21 protein-coding genes, 1 tRNA gene and 2 pseudogenes are annotated in these 20,888 nt (G+C 49.7%); 19 read left to right on the top strand and 5 right to left on the bottom strand.

The genetic code is table 11. The features are described 5' to 3' along the window. Window positions 1-75: 75 nt before the first annotated feature. Window positions 76-148, bottom strand: a tRNA-Lys gene (locus STRDD11_RS07225). A 265-nt stretch (window positions 149-413) separates the two neighbouring features. After that, window positions 414-1,682 carry a replication-associated recombination protein A gene (locus STRDD11_RS07220; RefSeq protein ID WP_128836741.1) on the bottom strand — a complete coding sequence of 423 codons (1,269 nt, stop codon included), beginning with the start codon at window positions 1,680-1,682 and terminating at the stop codon, window positions 414-416. A gap of 87 nt (window positions 1,683-1,769) precedes the next feature. Between STRDD11_RS07220 and STRDD11_RS07215 the strand changes: the two genes are divergently transcribed. Genes STRDD11_RS07215 through STRDD11_RS07195 form a run of 5 tightly spaced genes read left to right on the top strand, consistent with a single transcriptional unit; the run spans window position 1,770 to window position 4,879 of the window. Further along, on the top strand, window positions 1,770-2,240 hold the full coding sequence (locus STRDD11_RS07215; protein WP_128836740.1) for a DUF3013 family protein: 471 nt from the start codon (window positions 1,770-1,772) through the stop codon (window positions 2,238-2,240). Between the two features lie 9 nt (window positions 2,241-2,249). Continuing rightward, complete coding sequence (locus STRDD11_RS07210) at window positions 2,250-2,696, top strand: NUDIX hydrolase (protein WP_128836739.1); 447 nt, start codon at window positions 2,250-2,252, stop codon at window positions 2,694-2,696. Continuing rightward, the gene (locus STRDD11_RS07205) at window positions 2,693-3,178 is read left to right on the top strand and encodes a GNAT family N-acetyltransferase (RefSeq protein WP_128836738.1); all 486 of its coding nucleotides are present in this window, start codon (window positions 2,693-2,695) and stop codon (window positions 3,176-3,178) included. The genes STRDD11_RS07210 and STRDD11_RS07205 overlap by 4 nt, the downstream gene beginning before the upstream one ends. 3 nt (window positions 3,179-3,181) lie before the next feature. Next, window positions 3,182-4,135, top strand: coding sequence for a 50S ribosomal protein L11 methyltransferase (gene prmA, locus STRDD11_RS07200; RefSeq protein ID WP_128836737.1), 954 nt, complete (start codon window positions 3,182-3,184; stop codon window positions 4,133-4,135). Further along, complete coding sequence (locus STRDD11_RS07195) at window positions 4,136-4,879, top strand: 16S rRNA (uracil(1498)-N(3))-methyltransferase (protein WP_128836736.1); 744 nt, start codon at window positions 4,136-4,138, stop codon at window positions 4,877-4,879. 99 nt (window positions 4,880-4,978) lie between these two features. Here STRDD11_RS07195 and STRDD11_RS07190 read toward each other — a convergent pair whose 3' ends face one another. After that, window positions 4,979-7,381 carry a bifunctional 2',3'-cyclic-nucleotide 2'-phosphodiesterase/3'-nucleotidase gene (locus STRDD11_RS07190; protein WP_128836735.1) on the bottom strand — a complete coding sequence of 801 codons (2,403 nt, stop codon included), beginning with the start codon at window positions 7,379-7,381 and terminating at the stop codon, window positions 4,979-4,981. A 231-nt stretch (window positions 7,382-7,612) separates the two neighbouring features. Here STRDD11_RS07190 and STRDD11_RS07185 point away from each other — a divergent pair, with 231 nt between their 5' ends. The 10 genes and pseudogenes from STRDD11_RS07185 to dtd all read left to right on the top strand — a co-directional run bounded on the left by STRDD11_RS07185 (window position 7,613) and on the right by dtd (window position 14,414). After that, on the top strand, window positions 7,613-8,014 hold the full coding sequence (locus tag STRDD11_RS07185) for a DUF1310 family protein (protein ID WP_128836734.1): 402 nt from the start codon (window positions 7,613-7,615) through the stop codon (window positions 8,012-8,014). Between the two features lie 69 nt (window positions 8,015-8,083). Next, window positions 8,084-8,476, top strand: coding sequence for a DUF1310 family protein (locus STRDD11_RS07180; RefSeq protein ID WP_128836733.1), 393 nt, complete (start codon window positions 8,084-8,086; stop codon window positions 8,474-8,476). Window positions 8,477-8,519: 43 nt separating this feature from the next. Then, complete coding sequence (locus STRDD11_RS07175) at window positions 8,520-8,921, top strand: DUF1310 family protein (protein ID WP_128836732.1); 402 nt, start codon at window positions 8,520-8,522, stop codon at window positions 8,919-8,921. 69 nt (window positions 8,922-8,990) lie between these two features. Then, a pseudogene (locus tag STRDD11_RS07170) lies at window positions 8,991-9,384 on the top strand (DUF1310 family protein). A gap of 5 nt (window positions 9,385-9,389) precedes the next feature. Then, complete coding sequence (locus tag STRDD11_RS14355; protein WP_241209357.1) at window positions 9,390-9,554, top strand: hypothetical protein; 165 nt, start codon at window positions 9,390-9,392, stop codon at window positions 9,552-9,554. Between the two features lie 101 nt (window positions 9,555-9,655). Beyond that, window positions 9,656-10,747 carry an Mbeg1-like protein gene (locus STRDD11_RS07165; protein ID WP_241209356.1) on the top strand — a complete coding sequence of 364 codons (1,092 nt, stop codon included), beginning with the start codon at window positions 9,656-9,658 and terminating at the stop codon, window positions 10,745-10,747. Continuing rightward, window positions 10,720-11,124: a hypothetical protein gene (locus tag STRDD11_RS07160; protein ID WP_128836731.1), complete on the top strand. Its 405-nt coding sequence runs from the start codon at window positions 10,720-10,722 to the stop codon at window positions 11,122-11,124. The genes STRDD11_RS07165 and STRDD11_RS07160 overlap by 28 nt, the downstream gene beginning before the upstream one ends. Then, window positions 11,111-11,401 carry a hypothetical protein gene (locus STRDD11_RS07155; protein WP_128836730.1) on the top strand — a complete coding sequence of 97 codons (291 nt, stop codon included), beginning with the start codon at window positions 11,111-11,113 and terminating at the stop codon, window positions 11,399-11,401. Before STRDD11_RS07160 ends, STRDD11_RS07155 begins: the two co-directional genes overlap by 14 nt. A 287-nt stretch (window positions 11,402-11,688) precedes the next feature. Further along, window positions 11,689-13,908 carry a RelA/SpoT family protein gene (locus tag STRDD11_RS07150; protein WP_128836729.1) on the top strand — a complete coding sequence of 740 codons (2,220 nt, stop codon included), beginning with the start codon at window positions 11,689-11,691 and terminating at the stop codon, window positions 13,906-13,908. Window positions 13,909-13,970: 62 nt separating this feature from the next. Beyond that, complete coding sequence (gene dtd, locus STRDD11_RS07145) at window positions 13,971-14,414, top strand: D-aminoacyl-tRNA deacylase (RefSeq protein WP_128836728.1); 444 nt, start codon at window positions 13,971-13,973, stop codon at window positions 14,412-14,414. A gap of 55 nt (window positions 14,415-14,469) precedes the next feature. Here the strand turns inward: dtd and STRDD11_RS07140 are convergent. Further along, a pseudogene (locus STRDD11_RS07140) lies at window positions 14,470-15,266 on the bottom strand (nucleotidyltransferase domain-containing protein). Between the two features lie 50 nt (window positions 15,267-15,316). Between STRDD11_RS07140 and STRDD11_RS14350 the strand changes: the two are divergent. Together STRDD11_RS14350 and STRDD11_RS07135 are read left to right on the top strand one after the other, a co-directional pair. Next, window positions 15,317-15,595, top strand: coding sequence for a hypothetical protein (locus STRDD11_RS14350; RefSeq protein ID WP_241209367.1), 279 nt, complete (start codon window positions 15,317-15,319; stop codon window positions 15,593-15,595). Next, window positions 15,522-16,055, top strand: coding sequence for a CPBP family intramembrane glutamic endopeptidase (locus STRDD11_RS07135; RefSeq protein WP_241209366.1), 534 nt, complete (start codon window positions 15,522-15,524; stop codon window positions 16,053-16,055). Before STRDD11_RS14350 ends, STRDD11_RS07135 begins: the two co-directional genes overlap by 74 nt. Before the next feature lie 64 nt (window positions 16,056-16,119). Here STRDD11_RS07135 and STRDD11_RS07130 read toward each other — a convergent pair whose 3' ends face one another. Next, entirely contained in the window at window positions 16,120-16,767 is a 648-nt protein-coding gene (locus tag STRDD11_RS07130) for a metal-dependent transcriptional regulator (RefSeq protein ID WP_128836726.1), read from the bottom strand. A 237-nt stretch (window positions 16,768-17,004) separates the two neighbouring features. On the opposite strand from STRDD11_RS07130, the gene STRDD11_RS07125 reads away from it, so the two are divergent. Together STRDD11_RS07125 and STRDD11_RS07120 are read left to right on the top strand one after the other, a co-directional pair. Then, on the top strand, window positions 17,005-17,199 hold the full coding sequence (locus tag STRDD11_RS07125; protein ID WP_128836725.1) for a hypothetical protein: 195 nt from the start codon (window positions 17,005-17,007) through the stop codon (window positions 17,197-17,199). Window positions 17,200-17,286: 87 nt separating this feature from the next. Next, the coding region (locus STRDD11_RS07120) for an SGO_0316/SGO_0317 family LPXTG-anchored serine peptidase (RefSeq protein ID WP_241209355.1) at window positions 17,287-20,888 on the top strand (3,602 nt) is incomplete at its 3' end.

Raw genomic sequence — 20,888 nt, 5'->3', positions numbered from 1 at the left:
ATGTTATTCGTGGGACAAATGATCTTGAGACAAGCAAAAAAGCCTTGAAATCAAGGCTTTTTCTTGTTGTTTAGATGCCCCCTGCAGGGATCGAACCTGCGACCCACGGATTAAGAGTCCGCTGCTCTGCCAGCTGAGCTAAGGAGGCAATAGAAAAAGCTGTATTGGTGCCGGACCTTCACGATTTGTATTGAACCCGCGCAATTAAGCAGGTGGGCAACTCGCTCTAACTGAAGCTGCTTCCGCGTGACACGGCCTGCATGCTGTTAGAAGTCTTTTGTTTCCCTAATAATACAAAAAATAGTCGGTCAACACTTAAGTGTGAAGTCGTACACCACAGCGTTTCTATAATTATAATACCATAAATTTTGAAAAATTCAAGTGAAAAATGCGATTTTTTGCAAACGATACCATCATTTTTTTAATTGATCGATCTTTTCCTTTGTCATACCAAGGGCTCGCTCGTATTTTCCATTTTCATTTGGGGTGAAATAATCAGCATTTTTTATCTTGTCAGGCAGATAGTCCTGCTGGACCCAGTTGCCGGGATAGGAGTGGGGGAACTTATAGTCCTGAGCGTTGCCCAGTTCCTTGCTGCCGGTATAGTGGCCGTCCCGCAGATGGCGGGGGATGGGCAGGTTACCATTCTTTCGCAGATCAGCCAGAGCCTTATCCATGGCTGCGTAGGCCGAGTTGGACTTGGGGGACAGGGCCAGATCAATGACGATATTGGCGATGAGGATGCGGGCTTCCGGAAAGCCGATTTTCTGAGCCGCCTCCAGGGCTGTGACGGTATGAATCTGTGCATCAGGATTGGCCAGGCCGATATCCTCGTAGGCAATGACAGTTAATCGCCGGGCTAGACTGGGCAGGTCACCGGCTTCTACCAGTCGGGCCGCATAGTGCAGGCTGGCATTGACATCGGATCCGCGGATAGACTTCTGCAGGGCGGAGAGCACATCATAGTGGCCGTCCCCGTCCTTGTCCATGGTGATATAGCTTTTTTGCAGGCTGTTTTCCATCACATCCAGCGTGATGTGGCGGCTGCCGTCCTTGTCTTCCTTGGTAGAAAGAACAGCCAAGTCCAGCGAATTAAAGGCGGAGCGCAGGTCGCCATTGGTAGAGGCGGCGATGAAATCCAGGGCTTCTGCATCCAGCTCAACGGGGAAGTCAAAACCGCGCTCTTTGTCTGTCAGAGCAGTCTTAATGGCCTCCTTGACCTCTTCATTGCTGAGGGGTTCCAGCTCAAAAATCTGGACCCGGCTGCGGATAGCAGGAGTGACTGAAAAGAAAGGATTTTCTGTCGTAGCTCCAATCATGATGATCAGGCCGCTCTCTAATAGCGGCAGCAGAAAGTCCTGCTTGGTCTTGTCCAGCCGGTGGATCTCATCCAAAAGCAGGACCAGTCCGCCGGAGAATTTGGCTTCCTCGGCAATCTCCTGCAGGCGTTTCTTGCTGTCAACGGTGGCATTGAAGGTCCGGAAGGCAAATTTGGTCGTGCCGGCAATGGCGGAGGCGATGGAGGTTTTGCCAATCCCCGGCGGTCCGTAGAGAATCATGGAGGACAGGCGGTTGGCTTCGACCATGCGGCGGATGATTTTGCCGGTGCCGACCAGATGCTGCTGGCCGATAATCTGGTCAATATTGGTCGGCCGCATGCGCAGGGCGAGATTTTCTGGCATTGGGATTCCTTTCTGTCAGTGTTTTTCTTTGAAAATTGTGTTACTATTATAGATAGTAATATTTTATCACATTAGAAGGAAGAAGGCATGGCTAAGTACGGTTTTTTGGATATTTTGGATGAGGAAATGGGGAAAAATTTCCCTTTTGACTATGAGATGAGCTGGGACAAGAAGAACCACGCTGTGGAGCTGGCCTTTCTTTTGGAGGCCAAAAATCAGTCTGGCATTGAGCTGGTTGATGCGGACGGTGAGAGCTCAGATCAGGATATTTACTTTGAGGAGGCGCTGATTTTTTACAATCCGGCCAAGTCTCGCTTTGCAGCGGAGGACTATTTGGCAGCCATTCCCTACGAGCCCAAGAAGGGCCTGTCGCGGGAGTTTCTGGCCTATCTGGTCGATTTCCTGACTCAGACAGCTGAGCGGGGCCTGGATGCTCTCTTAGACTTTCTGGCCGACGAGGAGGCTGTGGAGTTTGAGCTAGGCTGGGATGCAGCGGCTTTTGAAAATGGCCGAGCAGACTTGGCTGAGACGGATTTCTATCCTTATCCCAGGTATTAGGAGGCGTTTATGGCAGAGGGACTAGATTTGCTGCACAAACAGATGGATTTTTCCGGCTGCAAGATTGCCTTAATCTGTGGTGATCAGCTGCTGACCATATTGCGAGACAATATTCCAACCATTCCTTGGCCGGGGATGTGGGAGCTGCCGGGCGGCGGCCGCGAGAGCGAGGAGACACCCTTTGAATGTGTCCGGCGGGAGGTTTTTGAAGAGCTTGCTTTGAAGCTTGAAGAAGCCGCTGTTATCTGGGCTAAGGAATATCAAGGGATGGTCAATCCAGACAAAATCTCTATTTTTATGGTGGGAACCATCACTCAGGAAGATGTTGCCAGCATCGTCTTTGGTGACGAGGGACAGGCTTACCAGATGATGGCTGTTAGTGATTTCTTGGCGTCTGAAAAAGTCATTCCGCAGCTACAGGACAGGTTGAGAGATTATTTGGAGGTGCAAGCATGACCTATCTTGAACGGGCAGGGGCTGAAGATTTGGAGACCATTATTGAAATCCAAAGGGCTAGCTTTCAGGCTGTCTATGAGAAGTATCAGGACGAATACGATCCTTACTTGGAGGACAGAGAGCGAATCAAGTGGAAGCTGGCGGAACGTCCCAACAGCTATTACTTTTTTATCAAGGAGAACCAGGAAATCCTTGGTTTCATCCGCATCCAGACCAATGAGGAGCTGACCGAAGCCTGGCTGGGGACGGCGGCGATATTGCCCCAGTATCAAAACAAAGGCTATGGCTCAGAGGCTATCCGTCTGCTGGAGCAAGAATGCTCATCCATCAGCCAGTGGGATTTGTGTACAGTTCTGCAGGATGAAAGGATGGTCCATTTTTATGAGAAAAATGGCTACCGGCAGACTGTAACCAAGCCTGAAAAAGAAGGCATGGACATGGTCTACATGACCAAAAGCATCAAGAGAAGGAAGCAGGAATAAGCAATGAACACATGGCAGGAATTAACGATTGAGGTGCATCGAGAGGCGGAGGAAGCGGCTTCTAATATTCTGATTGAGTCGGGCAGTCAGGGCGTGGCCATTGACGACAGCGCTGACTATTTGGGTCCGGTCGGACAGTACGGTGAGGTCTTTCCGGAGGTTGAGCAGGCAGAGACGGTCAAGATTACCGGCTACTATCCAGAGACGGCGGATATGGCGGCAGTGACAGCTGAAGTCCATGCCCGGCTGGAAGAGCTGGCAGACTTTGGTCTGGAGACTGGTCCGGTCGGCCTGACCCAGCAGGTCTTGGCCGAGGAAGACTGGGCGGACAACTGGAAGAAATACTATGAGCCTGCTCGAATCACCCATGATCTGACCATCGTACCCTCTTGGACGGACTATGAGGCGGCACCGGGCGAGAAGATAATCCGGCTGGATCCTGGCATGGCCTTTGGCACGGGGACCCACCCGACGACCAAGATGAGCCTCTTTGCTCTGGAGCAGGTCCTGCGGGGCGGAGAGACCGTGCTGGATGTCGGCACCGGCAGCGGCGTTCTCTCTATTGCCAGCTCTCTCTTGGGCGCCAAGGCCATCTACGCCTATGACCTAGATGACGTGGCGGTGCGCGTAGCTCGGGACAATATTGTGCTCAATTCTGGCATGGACAATATCCAGGTGGCGGCGGGCGACCTGCTGCGGGGGGTGGAGATTGAGGTCGATGTCATCGTGGCTAATATCCTGGCCGATATTCTGCTGCTCCTGACCGAAGATGCCTACCGTCTGCTCAAGGATGAGGGCTATCTGATTATGAGCGGCATCATCTCAGACAAGTGGGACTTGGTGCGGGAGTCGGCTGAAAGGGCAGGATTTTTCCTGGAAACCCATCTGATTCAGGGCGAGTGGAATGCCTGTGTCTTTAAGAAAACGCAGGATCTTTCCGGTGTGATAGGAGGCTAAATGCAGCAGTATTTTGTAAAAGGAAAGATTGAATCTCCTCTGGTTGTTGTGGACAAGGACACGGCCAAACACATGTTTTCGGTCATGCGGCTCAAAGAGGGTGACCAAGTCACACTGGTCTTTGATGATGGCGTGAAACGGCTGGCTCGGGTATTGGATCCCAACCAGCAGAGCTTGGAAATCTTGGAGGAGCTGGCAGACAATACAGAGTTGCCGGTTCAAGTGACCATTGCTTCAGGCTTTCCCAAGGGCGATAAGTTGGAATTTATCGCTCAAAAGGCAACGGAGCTAGGAGCCGGTGCTCTCTGGGGCTTTCCAGCGGACTGGTCAGTGGCCAGATGGGATGGCAAAAAGCTAGCCAAAAAGAGTGAAAAACTGGAGAAAATTGCTCAAGGAGCAGCGGAGCAGAGCAAGCGCAATCTGATTCCAGAAGTTCGGCTTTTTGATAAAAAGGCAGATTTTCTGGCAGCCTTGGCAGCCTTTGACCGCATCATCGTGGCCTATGAAGAATCGGCCAAAGAAGGAGAAACTGCAGCTCTAGTCCGGGCTCTGTCAGGCTTGGAAGCCGGCGCAAAAGTGCTCTTTATCTTTGGACCGGAGGGCGGTCTATCGTCAGATGAAATAGCAGCCTTTCACCAAGCAGGGGCAGTCTCCGCTGGTCTAGGTCCACGTATCCTGCGGGCTGAAACTGCTCCGCTTTATGCCCTTAGTGCGGTCAGTGTGCTGCTGGAGTTGGGGAAATGAAGCTCTTCCATGGAATCCATAGGTTTTCCCTTGCCATCTTTGGTTTTCTTTGAATATAAAAAATCAGCGGAAAAAAGACACCGCTGATTTTTCTGTAGCTTAATTTTTTTCTTCTTTTTTCAGGCCTAGCAGACTGGCAAAGCCAACTGTTAAGACTCCTAAGATAGCGAGAGCGGAATGTTTCTCCCCAGTTGCTGGAAGGCTTTCTGCTCCTGCCTGTTTGTGGGACGCTTGCTTGTTTGTGCTAGGGTCAACAGCAGTCAAGACAGGGAAGTCTACTCTGCTATGCTGCAGATTGGCTGCTTGAACTGCGATAGTCGGAGAGCTTGGTTGCTCAATAGGAACCGGTTCAGTTTTCGGTGCGACGTAGACGAATTTGTATTCGCCGAATCCTTCTTGGGCTGAAGCGGCCAGATAGACGATGTCGCTGTCGCTGCCAATCAGGTCCTTGGCCTTGTCAGCCGTCAGGAAGCGGATGTCCAGACCCTGTATGGTATCCGCAAAATGCCAGTTTCCGTCTGCACTTGGATTGATGTTTTGGACGGCCAGAATGTAGTTGATAATAGCCTGGCGGTTTTCCAGATTGAGCAGGCGGTTGAGACTGGCTTCCCGCACGCCTGGGAAATTGCCGTTGGCCCGGTAGTTGTTGGTCACGACGATAAATTCCTGATTGGGGTCAATGTCCCTGCCTTGGTACTTGAGGTTGCGGACCCGGCTGGCATTGGCATTGACCGTCTTGCCCTCGCGGTCGTATTTATTAGGCTGGGTGATGTCAAACTCATAGGTGACCCCATCAATGACATCAAAATTGTAGGTCCGGTAGTTGGTGTTGATGAGGTCCTGCGGTGCGGTCTTGGTCGGATCAATGGTATTAAACTGACCGGCAGACATTTCCAGCCATTCCTTGAGCTGGGCGCCGTTGACCTTGAGAATGGCCGTGACATTGTCATAGAGATAGAGGTCAGCGACATTCTTGATGGCGATAGGTCCTGCGGGAATGTCTGTATAGGCTGTCGCATCGCCGCGGGTGCCGGCCTTAAAGGGAGCAGCAGCGGACAGGATCGGCAGCTGGCCTTCCGGTGTTCCGGCCAGTTCCTGCTGGGCATACCAGTGCTGGGCATTGTTGACGATTTGGACGGATGGGTCGTCCTTGACCAGAGAGAAGTAGCTGGTAATCGGTGCTGTTGTAGTCCCGACCTGCTGGCGGACATAGCTGACTGTGCCTTCGTGCGCCTCTTTGGCAATGTCGATGACCCGCTGATCAGCTTCGTGGGACTTGGTATCTACCTTGCGGATAGCGCCCTTGCTGTCGGTCACCTGCCAGTTGCCATCCTTATAGGTCAGGCTGAGATCAATGACCCCCAAGTGGTCGCCGTATTTGCCGGCCATGGTGACCGGAGTGCCGTTGATCCTGCCATTAATGCCGTCTACTCCGGCATACTTTTCATAAAAGCCGCTGCCGTTGCCGCTTGGAAATTCGGCATGGGAATGCCCTGTCACAACGGCATCAACACCCGGCAGGCTGGCGATTTGATAGCCTTCATTTTCCTCGCCTTTTTCATACTTGTCATCGCCGATACCGGAGTGGGAAAGGACCAGGGTGATGTCTGCGCCGGCCTTGCGCATCTCAGGAATGATGTCCTGAATAGCCTCGACAGAGTCGCGAACAAGGACCTTGCCTTCCAGATTGGCCTTGTCCCAGTTGAGGATTTGCGGCGGCACAATACCGGTGACACCGATTTTGACAGTTGTCAGCCGGCCTTGGGTATCTGTGAAGGTTTTTTCGATGATTTTATAAGGCTGGTAGATGAATTTTCCAGTCGCAGGGTCCACTACATTGGCATTGACAAGAGGCATGCCGGCTGTTTCGATGACCCGGTTCAGGTAGTCCAAACCGTAGTTGAATTCGTGATTTCCCAGAGTTCCAGCCTCAAAGCCCAGTGCCTGCAGGGCCGCATACATAGGGTGCTGCTCGCCCTTTTCCACAGGATCCACGATAGCCTTGTAGGTCCCCAGCGGCGTTCCCTGAATGGTGTCGCCATTGTCCACTAAGAGGACATTGGGATTTTCCTGCTTGGCCTTTTCGATGAGGATAGCTGTTTTGGCCAGACCCAGCGTCTCTACCGGCTTGTCCTGATAGTAGTCGTAGTTGACCAGATTGGTGTGAAGGTCAGTCGTCGCCAGGATACGGACATCCACCTGCTGCCCTTCTACCGGTTTGGTATCCTCGCTTTGGCTGGCAGCACGGGCCTCGGCTGGGAGATTGGCGCTAGTGTCTGCGGTATTTTCTGGGGAAATAGCAGAGCTGCTCTCTGTATTTTCTGCTGTATCGGCAGCGTTTGCCTGAGCAGGGCTGCTGTCTGCCGTGCCGCTGGCGGCTGTTACCGGATCAGCCGGTTTTGCTTGGCTGATTTCTTCTGCCTGCACCGCATTTGCGGCCGCTGCTGTCAGGACTGCCGCACTTAAAAGAAACACCGTTTTTTGAAGAGTGGATTTGGACATAATAACTCCTTTTTAGAAATGTATTTGCACAGATTATTATACTATATCAAAACGCTTTCAGCAATATGAAGTTTTAGGAAAAAGAAGCCGGTTTTGCTTCGAGCGATAATCCCGGCTTGGCGGCTGCCTGAGTCTGGGAAGAAGTGTCTGCCCTATAGGAGTGGGTTTTAGATTTATAAACGGCTGTTTATAGTATATAATTGTAATAAGAAGAGCCGTGGAGGAGTTTGCATGTCTAAGAAAAATAAGATTATAATGAGAATGATCAGCTGTCTTGCGCTGGTTCTGCTTGGCGGCGGAATGTATCTGGCCCACAAAAACCAAGAATTTCAGAATGAAATGACCAGAATTGTCCACAGCGAGGAAGTGAGGAGGCTGATTGAAGAAGATTTAAAAAGAAAGGACCCGAATGCTTTAACGGATAAGGGGAAAATTCGTTCTTATAAGATAGATGATAGCTCCATTAAACATAACCCGATGGGAGGGATTATGTTTCATATTATCATTAATGATAGTATCAGTATGGTTGGGAAGACTGGTCTTCAAATGGATGGTGAGAATAGGAAAATTCGTACGGATGGTATGACTGAATCAGCGGGTTTGCAAGCGCTGTTGGGAAGTGACGACGAGTGATTCACTATCCTAGTTATGGCGAGAATTTCTTGCTTTAATTGAAATGATAATAGAAACAGGGGGTGTCTTATGAAGAAAAAACATAAAATAATACTAGCGTTTGTCAGTTTTCTTGCAGCTGTTTGTCTGGGAGTAGGAATGTATCTGGCGCACAGACAGCAAGAATTTCAGAATGAGATGGCGAAGATTGTCCACAGTGAGGAAGTTAGAAAAATGATTGTAGAAGCATTAAAAGAAGAAGATCCGAATGCTTTAACGGAGAAAGGGAAAATCCGTTCTTATAAAATAGATGATGCGAGTATTCGTCATAATCCGATGGGGGGGATTATGTTTCATGTTATAATTAATGACGATTCGGATGCTATATTTAAATTTGGTATAAAGAAATATAGTCAAGATGGTAGAATGAGTTTAGTTGGCGGCACTCTTACGGAAAAACTTCAACAGTTACTAGAGGAGTGATGGCCAAATAGTCATAAGGAGATTTCTTTTTAGAGGTGAATACATGAAGAAAAAACATAAAATTATCTTATCAGTTATCAGCTTGTTTGTGGCTGCTTGCATAGGAGTAGGTCTCTACCTAGCTCACAAAAACCAAGAATTCCAGAATGAAATGTTCAGAATTGTTCACAGTGAGGAAGTGAGGGAGTTGATTGAAGAAGATTTAAAAAGAAAAGATCCTAATGCGTTAACAGACAAAGGGAAGATTCGCTCTTATAAAATTGATGATAGCTCTATTAAGCATAATCCGATGGGAGGAATTATGTTTAATATTATCATCAATGATAGTATAAGTATGGTTGGGAAGTCTGGTCTTCGAATGGATGGTGAGAATGGGAAAATTCGTATGGTTGGTATGAGTGAATCAGCGGGTTTGCGGGCGTTGTTGGAAAGTGACGACGAGTGATTCAATATCTTAGTTATGGCGAGAATTTCTTGCTTTAATTGAAATGATAATAGAAACAGGGGGTGTCTTATGAAGCAAAAACATAAAATAATACTAGCATTTGTCAGTTTTCTTGCAGCTGTTTGTCTGGGAGTAGGAATGTACATGGCTCACAAAAACCAAGAATTTCAGAATGAGATGGTAAAGATTGTCCACAGTGAAGAAGTGAAGAATTTAATAGAAAAGAAATTAAAAAAATTAGATCCTCATGCTTTAACGGATAAGGGGGAAGATTCGCTCTTATAAAATAGATGACAAGACCATCCGTCATAATCCTATGGGCGGAATCATGTTTCATATTGTGATCAATGAAAACCGAGATATTATAGGCAAGTTTGGCATTCAAAAATATGGGGAAGAAGAACCAATTAGTACAGTAGGAATGTCAAAATCAAAGAAATTTCAAGATTTGCTTAAGGAGTGATTTCGATGTTTTACAATGATGAAGAAAAGAATAAGATTGCTTGGCAAGAATATACAGATTATAAACTTGGTGATGATGTTGTAATAGATCCAAGTGTCGGAAATGATATTACCATCGGCTATGTCTCTGATATTTCAGCGGTCCTACAGAAACGGATATCAAAAATGTAAAAGCGGAAGATTTTTTTAAGAGAGCAGAAGAGGAGAAATTTGGCTTAGACGGTTATGTCATTACAGATAGAAAAATAACGGGCGATGTCAAGCCTGAAGATGTGACAGAAATTACAGTCTTGTTTCAAGGCTCTGAGTTTGATTTCTCCTCTTATAAAGGTGTGACAGGCACGATTAATGACTGGGGCTTCACCGATACTTCAATGGCTGCCAATATTTTACGCTCTCAATATCTTGGGATAAATAAGGGAGCGGCCAAGCAGCAGAGACTGGCGGCTGAGGGACTCAAAGAAGTGATGGATAAATACCCCAATGCCCGCGTCAATCTTTATGCCCATTCTCTTGGCTCAATGGACGGACAGGTTGCTTTGGCAAGTCTGGAAGACAGTTACTTACAGCGAATTGACGGAGCCTACCTCTATGAGGGCCCCAATACCTATCCGGTTCTGACTGACAAGCAGAAGCAGCAGGTTGATAAGATTAAGTACAAAATTTTTAATTATGTCGACACGAATGACCTTATTCCCATCGGCTATCCTGCATCTGGAAGTGAAGGAGTTGTGGGCACGCTTGTAAGGATTAACAGCAAGCAAACTGGGGACTGGATTTCACAGCATATGTGGGGCGGCTATGACTACAAAGCAGGCTATCTGAATGTTCAGGAGGCCGATTTGCAGGGCTATCACCTTGCCCGTGTCAAGCAGGTTCAAGAACAGCTGGAACTAAAGCGTCAGTCCCTGAGCGGGCTCTATCAGAAAGTCAGCGCAGGTGGTTATACTAGAACGGAGAGCATTTACATGGATAGTGAGCAAGCTATGGCTTTTACTGCAAGTTTAAGTGATGTGGCGGCTATTTCTGTTGAGGCAGTTATGGCTTTCTGTGACTATGGCATTTCCAAGGTTAGTGGAAAATGGGCTGCTTTACTGTCGCAGGCCTCCCTTGTCCCAAATGCTTTATTCCTCAGTGAGGCAGAGATAGTGGATGCTCTTGCTCAAGCAGGGGCGACAAAAGACACGATTGAAACAAGGGTTATCAATGAGCTTGAAGAGATTCGGGCTAAAGCAGTCAAGATTAAAGAAGACTTTTCTGCTCTGTCCGCCAGCATTGCTGATGGGATTAGGAAGATGACAGAGGCAGATGAAGGTCTGGCTAAGGAGTATCAAATATGGGGCAGCATTCAGAAGACAAAATAGATCAGCTCTATAATCTGCTGAGGCGCACTCAGGAAAGTTATAATAATTTTTATGACGATTACATGGTGGAGAAAAGAGCATTTGAAGAGGTCATGACTGAAACGGATGACCTCTATCATTCTGCTAGACAGCAAATAGAAGGTATAGAAGATTATACCGTTGCCTGTGTAAAGCAGTCTGTGGATGACTCGCAAATCATCCATGAATTTTATGATAAGGTCTTTCAAGTGCAGGATGATCTTGAGACAGACTACCGCAAAGAGCGGGACAGTCTTAATCAGGAATATGAGCTTTTTGAGAAGAATTTTCATAAAAAAACAGACAAATATGAGGAAGAACTAGCTAAGATAAGGAGAAGTATTCATGAAGCAGAGTAAAAAGACTTCCAAGTTTGAGGTAGGCGGCTATCTGAAACTCTTGGCTTTGGAGAGTATAAAGACCTTGGGAAAAGCGGCTTTAGCGGAGGTGCAGCAGGAAAGGGAGGCAGTGAAAACCAATGTTTCTGCGTCTGCAGCAAGCTGGCATCAGTCTGTCAGTCAGATGACAGCAGGCTTGGATCAAATGCTAGCAGGTCAATTTTCTAATCAAGTCAAAGAAAGCGCCCTTCAAAAGAGCGGCAGCATTCAGGAATTGCAGGATATGTGCAAGCTCTAGTGTTTGGAGGCTATAAGGCGGCTGAGGCCTCTGATTGAAAACCGCCAAAAGACAGTTTCCAGCCATCCGCTGCTGCGCCCGGAGTTTTTGCTGTGGTAAACAAGTGCTGAAAAGCTTCAGTTCTGCCGCTGTCTGAGGCCTGCTCCAGACTGATTAGGCAAAGACGGAGCGCCTGCTTTCCTGCCGCTACAGGCGGTTTTTTTGTTTAGTGGATTTTTTCCAATATTTCCTTGTTTTCATATTGCTTTAAAAGTGATAAAATGGTAAGAAGAAATTGGAGAAGTGAGATGCCAAAAGAAGTGAATTTGACGGGCGATCAGGTCTTGGCCCTGACCCGAAAATATTTAGCCGCAGAGGATGTGGCTTTTATACAGAAGGCCCTGGTCTATGCGATTGACTGTCACAGCGGGCAGTTTCGCAAGTCGGGGGAGCCTTATATCGTGCATCCGATTCAGGTGGCGGGGATTTTGGCCAAGCTCAAGCTGGATGCGGTGACAGTGGCCTGCGGCTTCCTGCATGATGTGGTTGAGGACACCAGAGCGACTTTAGATGATTTGGAAAGGGAGTTTGGGCCGGATGTGCGCGTGATTGTGGACGGTGTGACCAAGCTGGGGAAAGTCAAGTACAAGTCCCACGAGGAGCAGCTGGCGGAAAATCACCGCAAGATGCTCATGGCCATGTCCGAGGACATTCGGGTCATCCTGGTCAAGCTGGCTGACCGTCTCCACAATATGCGGACGCTCAAGCACCTGCGCAAGGACAAGCAGGAGCGCATTTCCCGAGAGACAATGGAAATCTATGCTCCGCTGGCTCACCGCTTGGGGATTTCCAGCGTCAAGTGGGAGCTGGAAGACCTGTCCTTCCGCTATCTCAATGAGACGGAATTTTACAAGATTTCCCACATGATGAAGGAAAAAAGGCGGGAGCGGGAAGCCTTGGTGGATGAGGTGGTCCAGAAGATTGAGACCTATGCCGGTGAGCGCCATCTGCATGGCAAAATCTACGGCCGGCCTAAGCACATCTACTCCATCTACCGCAAGATGCAGGATAAGAAAAAGCGCTTTGATGAGATTTATGATTTGATCGCTATCCGCTGTATCCTGGACACTCAGAGCGATGTCTACGCGATGCTGGGCTATATCCATGAGCTTTGGCGGCCGATGCCCGGACGGTTCAAGGATTATATTGCCAATCGCAAGGCCAATGGCTACCAGTCGATCCACACCACGGTTTATGGGCCCAAAGGTCCGATTGAATTTCAGATTCGGACCAAGGAGATGCACGAAGTCGCTGAGTATGGGGTCGCAGCCCACTGGGCCTATAAGAAAGGGGTCAAGGGGCAGGTTGACAGCAGAGAGTCCGCCATCGGGATGAACTGGATCAAGGAGCTGATGGAGCTGCAGGACCAGTCCAATGACGCCAAGGACTTTGTGGACTCCGTCAAGGAGAGCTATCTGGCTGAGGAAATCTATGTCTTTACGCCGGATGGTGCAGTCCGCTCGCTGCCCAAGGACTCCGGCCCCATTGACTTTGCCTATGAGATTCATACCAAGGTCGGCGAAAAGGCGACCGGTGCTAAGGTCAACGGCCGCATGGTGCCGCTGACAACCAAGCTGAAAACCGGCGATCAGGTCGAAATCATCACCAATGCCAACTCTTTCGGTCCCAGCCGGGACTGGCTCAATGTGGTCAAGACCAGCAAGGCCAGAAATAAGATCCGTCAGTTCTTTAAAAATCAGGACAAGGAACTCTCTATCTCCAAAGGACGGGAGCTTTTGCAGGCTCAGTTTCAGGAGCATGGCTATGTGGCAAATAAGTACATGGACAAGAAGCACATCGAGGAAGTGCTGCAAAAGACCAGCTATAAGACGGAAGATGCCCTTTTTGCCGCCATCGGCTTTGGAGAAATTGGTGCGATTACCATTTTCAATCGGCTGACAGAAAAGGAACGTCGCGAGGAAGAGCGGGCCAAAGCCAGAGCAGAAGCTGAGGAGCTGGTCAAGGGCGGCGAAGTCAAGGTCGAAAACAAAAAAGACACCCTTAAGGTCAAGCATGAGGGCGGCGTAGTGATTCAGGGGGCTTCGGGGCTTTTGATTCGGATTGCCAAATGCTGCAATCCAGTGCCGGGCGATGACATTGTCGGCTATATTACCAAGGGACGCGGAGTCGCTATCCACCGTGTGGACTGCATGAATCTGAGAGCTCAGGATAACTATGAGCAGCGCTTGATTGATGTTGAGTGGGAAGATAACAATACGACCAAGGAATACATGGCCCATATCGATATTTACGGCCTCAACCGCTCCGGCCTTCTCAATGATGTCCTGCAGGTCCTGTCCAATACCACTAAAAACATCTCAACGGTCAATGCCCAGCCGACCAAGGATATGAAATTTGCCAATATCCATGTGTCCTTTGGCATTGCCAATCTGTCCATGCTGACGACGGTGGTGGACAAGATCAAGAGCGTGCCAGAGGTCTATTCGGTCAAGCGGACCAATGGCTAGCCGGCTTTGAGGATAAGCCGCCGCTGCTCAAGAGCAAGAGAAATAAGGGATAAGGAAAAGACATGAAAATCGTGATTCAGCGTGTCAAGCACGCGCAGGTCAGTATCGGCCAAGAGCTGTACAGCTGTATTGGGCCTGGTCTCCTGCTCCTAGTGGGCGTAGGGCCTGATGACAGTCAGGAGGATCTGGACTATGCCGTCCGAAAGATTGTTAATATGCGGATTTTTTCGGATGATGCGGGCAAGATGAACCTGTCTGTCAAGGATATTGGCGGTGAGATCCTGTCTATCTCCCAGTTCACTCTGCATGCAGATACCAAAAAAGGCAATCGGCCCGCCTTTGTCAAGGCCGCACCGCCAGAGATGGCCAGCCGTCTTTACGATGCTTTCAATCTGGCCTTGCAGCAGGAAGTGCTGACCCAAACAGGCCTTTTCGGTGCAGATATGCAGGTGGAGCTGCTCAATGATGGACCGGTCACCATTATCTTGGATACGAAACATCGATAAAAAAGAAGAAGCCCATGGACTGGCTGAGCGAGCTGGTTCATGGGCTTTTGTGTGCTTAAAGATCGTCGTCCTTTTCAGCCAGTTCCATGAGATTGGCTAAGATTTTATCCAGGCTTGCAAGGGTTTCCTGCTGGCGGTCGGGCTGATGGAGAGTTCGGAAGTAGTTTTGGATAGTGCCTTCAAAATCTTGGGGCAGCCGGGAGCAGTTGTCCAGAGCATACTGGAGCATGCGCTTTTCGCCGGGATGGGGTTGGGTATTGAGGGCAAAGAGCAAGTCAAAGTAAGAGGCGAAAAACTCGCTGCTCCTGTGGTTGATGCTGAGGAGGTCCTGACGTTTGAGGGCTTTTTGATTTGCCTTGAGAATGCTGGCAGGGCTTGATCCAGCAAGAGAAGCTGCTTGGCGATGATGTTCTTTTTCAGCTCGGTGGGATAGGGCAGGCTGTACTTGCTCTGGAGAGCAGCATAGCGGCCATGGCGGTCGTACAAAATCTTGCTGTGGAGCAGATTGTACCACATGCAGGTGGTGTAGGCATTCTGGGCTTGGTGGCTGAGGACGACAGTCTCGAGATCTTGGTCAAAATCATCCAGACGGCGGTAAATGAGCTCCATCTCGATGCCGTTCTTGAGCACGCAATCATCCTCTAACTCCCAGAAATGATTGCCGATTTCCATATATGAGCAATGCTTGCTGAGGATGCTCCGCCGAATCTCTGGAGCAAGGGGAGCGGTCAGGTAAACATAGACATCATAGTCGGAGTCTTGGTCAAAATGCTGGCCGGCCCGAGAACCGCCGAGGACAAGGGCTTCTACTTGGTCCAGCTGGGCCAAGTCTTTAAAGAGTTCCTGAGGCATGCGTTTTCTCCTTTGCATTTTTGCCATCATTGTAGCAAAAAGCAGGAACCTTGGCAAGTCAGCAGGAAAAATGGTGCCTCCGTCTATTCTTTAGAAATATTTTAGAAGGACTTTATAAATATTTGAAGTTTGTCTTGTATAATAAAGTTAAAGAAAGGAAAGGAGTCTCTTGCCATGGAAAATCTAGTTCAACAGATACTGAATGCTCTGATTCAAATCGCTTTGTTTGCTTTGCTTCCTTTTGTTTGGTGGTTGATGACGGCCAGAAGAAAAAGTCTGTTTTTAGACTGGCTAGGTTTAAAGTCGCTAAAAAATACTGGCAAGCATAGGGTGTGGCTGTGGATTCTGCTGGGGTCGTTATTTTTCATGCTCTTTTCGTTTTTGCTATTGCAAACGACTGTGAAAGGCCTTGAGACAGCAACCTCGGGCTTTTCCGGCCTTGGTTTCCGTGCTCTGCCAGGTATTCTGGTCTACAGTCTTTTTCAGACGGCTTTGCCGGAGGAGCTGCTATTCAGAGGCTTTCTTTTAAAGAGATTGGCTAGCTGCTTCCCCTTTGTAGTGGCCAATACCATACAAGCTGCCCTTTTTGGTCTGCTCCATGGCTTTATGTTTATGACAGTGCTCTCTTGGCAGCAGACCCTGCTCATCATTTTGTGTACGGGCGGCATCGCGGCCTATCTGGGCTTTGTCAATGAAAAGAAGGCAGGCGGATCCATTTTAGCCAGCTGGAGCATGCATGCGCTGGCCAATGTGATTGCGGGGATGTTATCCGCTTTCATGCTGCTTTAGTTGAGTAAGCACTGTCCAATCGTTTCAAAATAAAAGGCCTGTTTCGTAAGTTGAAAAGGCCTTTTTAAATTTTTTCCACATAAATCTGCTGGGCAATCATGGGATTGAGTTGGATTTCTTGACTTCCGTTCTTGAGGAGGTAGCTCTGGGCGAAGGTATCGTATTGGAGCAAGGTGATGGTTTGGCCGATTTTCAGCTTATGCTTCTCCAAGTATTTGAGCAGGTCAAACTCATCATGCACGCGCCGAATGATATAGTCGCCGGGAGTTGAAGCGGCTTCCAGCGTCAGCTGGTATTCTTCTGTCAGCAGCTCCCCTTTGGCTGGGATAGTGCCGCCGTGAGGGCAGGTCTTGGGGGATTGCAGCATGGCGTCCAGGCGCTCGACAAAGCGCTCAGAGACAGTATGCTCCAGAACTTCGGCTTCCTCGTGGATTTCGTCGGTCGAATAGCCGAGATGATGGACCAGAAAGACCTCGATCAGCCGGTGCTTGCGATAGAGGTCAGAAACCAGCTTTAGTCCGAGATCTGTCAGCAGGTAGCCGGCCTCTTTGTCCTTGACCAGCAGTTCTTCCGCCAGCATTTTCTTGATCATTTCGGTCACAGCCGGCGGTGAAACCTGCATGAGCTGGGCGATTTCCTTGTTGGTAATTTTTTTTCGGCGGCTGCCAATCTCATAGATGCACTTGAGATAGTCTTCTTTATTTGGAGTCATCTTGCTTCCTCATTCTTTTTCTATCACTAGTATAACAAAAATTGCGGCAAGAATACAGTGGGCAAGGCCTGTCCTGCTATGCAGATTGATAGGCCTGCTTTTCGAAAAGCAAAAACTGACAGGGCCGGCCGATAAAGCCGAAAAGCGCTTTTTCTATTTATTGTCTTAAACCAGTGTTTGGAGGGGAATTGGCTTGCTTCAGTCACGGCCTCATCGCAGTGCTTTGCTTGCTTCCTCTTGGAAGTTCCTGCCGTTTCAAAAGTTCCGCTGGAGCTTGTCAGCGCTTTGCTTGCTTTCTTTTTCTGCAATCTCAAGATTTCCGGGCCTGGTGTGGCTTCTCAACCTTGGATTTTCCAAGAGCAGGCTGCCGATGGAGGCGGCATATTTATTGATAAAAGGACTTTTTTTGAATATTATTTTATTTTAGCATAAATGATTGACAAATAAATTTACTGGCATTAAAATGTTAGTGTATTGATATAAGCAAACGCTTACAAAAACATTCCGAGGAGGTTTTTTATGGAATTTCAAAAGCAGCAGCGCTTCTCCATTCGCAAGTATGCTGTTGGGGTGGCATCTGTCTTGGTCGGTGTCCTGTTTTCTGCTCAGGTTGCTTTAGCAGATACTGAAAGTCAGCTTCAGCCGCCTCTTCCTCAGCTGGAACAGCCAGCGATGCAGCTGGAAAGCTCGGCGGCCCCTCAGCAGCCTTCGGATTCTGTGCCGGCTGCTTCCGCGCAGCCCAGCAGCAGTCAGGCAGAAGGCGGCAGTCTTTCTGATCCGGAAGCGGGTCCTGCGAGTCCCTTGGCCAAGCAGGAAACAGCCGGAGTCGAGCAGCCGCTGCCGCAGTTGCAGGAAACAGCAGCTGGCACGGCTGGATCAGAGCAAGCAGCGGCGACCGCGGCGCCAACGGCCGGTCCGAGTCTGGATAAGCAGCCCCAGCAAAGTCAGCCCCTGTATCAGGATACAGATGCTGTCAGAGTCTTGGTCAAGCTGAAGGAGGAAAAAGACCTTCCGGCTGATTGGCTGGAGACGGAAAGCGGCCGCCAGCTTCGGATTGCCAGCAGGGCACCGATTCGCAGAGAAGTCTTGGCTGAGCTTGAGGCGCAGGGGATTCGCTATCAGAAGCTTTATGAATTTGACCTTCTTTTTAATGGCTTTGCTCTGGAGACCACTTATGGCGATGCCAAAAAAATCAGAAGCTTGCCCCGGGTGGATAAGATTGACCTCAGCCTCTTTCATGAAAGCGAGCGGTCAGCAGCTCCGGCCGCAGCAGCTTCCCCTCAGTCTGGCAGTCCTGTAAAAGTCAGCGAAGAGAACAGCCTGATCAATCTGCAGCCGCTGTGGGACAGAGGGATTAAAGGTCAGGGACAGGTCGTGGCAGTGATTGATACCGGGATAGATCCCAGCCATGATATTTTCCGCCTGACAGATATTTCCAAGGCCAAATACAAGAGTGAGGCTGAGCTGGAGGCGGTGAAGCAAAAGGCCGGCATCCGCTATGGGAAATGGTACAGTGACAAAATCGTCTATGTGCATAACTACAGCGACTTAGATGAGCAGGTAAAAGAAGAAGACCCCATCTCCCACGGAGCCCATGTCGCCGGTACTGCGGTCGGAAATGCCAGCCAGCCATCGCCGAATGGGGAAATTATCCGAGGAGTCGCACCAGAAGCGCAGCTCATGTTTTTGCGGGCCTTTTCTGACACCAAGGGCGGCGGAAAAGTGCAGACCTTTGTCTACACGAAGGCTTTGGAAGACGCAGTCAAGCTGGGTGCGGATACGGTCAATATGAGTCTGGGGACAGCTTCGGGTGCTATGAGTGATATGGGGGACATTACCCTGCAGGCCTTTGAACTAGCCAGAAAGGCCGGTGTGACCGTTACGGTGGCAGCGACCAATATGGCCACCAATGGCTTCTGGTACAGCAAGCCGCTGGCCAGCACACCGGACTATGGGATGGCCGGCTCCCCCTCTATCAATCCCCATGCTCTGTCTATTGCCTCTATCAACAGCCTGACCAAACATGAGTCAACAGCTGCTTCGATTACAGTGCCTGAGCTGGCCGGAAAGGCAGCCTTTGATAATGGTAAGATTGAGATGATTTCCTATGTCGAAAGGGATTCCTTCCGCACGACAATCCCTCAGTCTTATGTCTATGTTGAGCGGGGCGGGGCGGCCAATTACCAGGACAGCAAGGTTGATGGACAGGTGGTTCTGACTGAGCGGGGCGGTTCCGTCTCCGATGTTGACAAAATCAAGTATTTGAAAGCAGCCGGAGCTGCTGGTCTTGTCTTTTATCAGACGGAAGAGCAGGGAGACAGACCGGTCAAGTTTGACATTGGCGGTCTGGGCGAACGTTTCCCGGTAGGTGTGATTGGTCACAAATTCGGCCGGGAACTGGCGCGTCATGCCGGCAGCTACAGTCTGCATTTTGATATTCATTTCAAGCGCATTCCTTATGAGCAGGCGCGGGAAATGTCCGACTTTTCTTCTTGGGGGCTGTCAGCTGACGGCGACCTGAAGCCGGATGTGACCCTGCCCGGCGGTATGATCTACTCTTCGGTCAATAATAACGAATATTACATGGATCGCGGCACCAGCATGGCAGCACCGCATGCAGCCGGAGCGGTCGCTCTGGTCAAGCAAGTCCTGCAGGAGCGCTTTCCAGCTGCCTCACCTGAGCAGCTCCATACCTTGATGAGACAGCTGGTGATGAGTACCGCTGTACCGCATGTCAACTCAGAAAGCGGCACCTATTCTTCGGTCCGCCAGCAGGGAGCCGGGATTATGGATGTGACGGCAGCTGCCTACGGAGATCTCTATCTGACAGCTGATGGTGACAGGAGCAGCCTGACCTTGGGAAATGTGGAAGACAGCTTCCGCTTTGATGTGACCGTTCATAATCTGTCCGGCCAGGACCGGCAGCTGGCCTATCGGACTGTTGTCGGGACAGATGAGGTGGCGGACGGCAAGATGACGCTGAGAATGCGGGAATTGGCCCGGATAGAAGGAAGGGAGACAGTCACCGTACCGGCTTACGGCAGTAAGACGGTTACGATTGCGGTTGACAGCAGTGCCTATAGAGAAGAGCTGAGCCGGCTGATGAAAAACGGCTACTTCCTTGAAGGTTTCGTCTTCTTCCGAGATGCTGCCAGTCAAAAAGAGCTTGTCAGTCTTCCTTATATTGGCTTTAAAGGAGCATTCCAAAATCTGCAAGGTATTGAAAAGTCAATCTATGATTACACAGAATCCGAGAAACCTTTCTACTATTACAAGGATAAAACGGATTATGCCGATGATGCTGTACCGGAAAATCCTGAGAGAAACCCTGACAATCACTTTACTTCTCTCATCAGCTATGTTTATGAAAACGGTGCTTATGAGACCAAGACTTTGGGTCAGGATGGCGAGCGTTTTGACGGCAGTCAGCTCTACTTTTCGCCAAATGGGGATCTGCGTTTTGACACCGTCAGATTCAAGGCGGTCATGCTGCGCAATGTCGAAAATGTCCATCTGGCTGTTTTCAAAAAAGAGGATCAGGAGCGCTTGCATCCCGTCTATGAGAGCGGCAATGAAAGTCACAGGAAGACAGACTGGAGCTACCGCAGAGGCAGCCGCAGTGAAATCTTCTATGACCTCGACTGGAATGGGACTGACAAGGACGGCAGTCGGCTGCCTGACGGGGAGTATCAGTTTGTCGTCTCCTACCGTCCTGCGGCATCCGGAGCCTTGGAGCAGGAGCTGAATTTTTCGGTGAAGATTGACACGACAGCTCCGCAGATGGCAGCCGGCACTGCCCACTATGACAAGGCCAGCCGCATTTTCCGTCCGGGCAGCATTGTAGAAAGCGGCAGCGGTCTGGCCGGCACCTACCTGAGCTATCAAAAAGACGGCCAGGAGGTCAGCCTTGAAGCGAATGCGGATGGCTCCTACACTCTGCCAGCAGATGCAGACCCAAGCACCGTCCGCTTCTATGTCTGGGACAAGGTTGACAATACCAGTGAAGTCGACATGGACGGCAGAGCAGTCTCTGCGGCTGCAGATGCAGATGGTGCTGCCGGAAGCGGAGCTTCTGCTGCCCCTGCTACCGCAGCGGCTGGAGCCGGCAAGGCAGCTGAAAA

Origin of the sequence: Streptococcus sp. DD11 (assembly GCF_001578865.1) — a bacterium.
GTDB lineage: Bacteria > Bacillota > Bacilli > Lactobacillales > Streptococcaceae > Streptococcus > Streptococcus panodentis.
The sequence above is the reverse complement of the archived record's forward strand: the minus strand, read 5'-3'. Positions and strand labels throughout refer to the sequence as shown.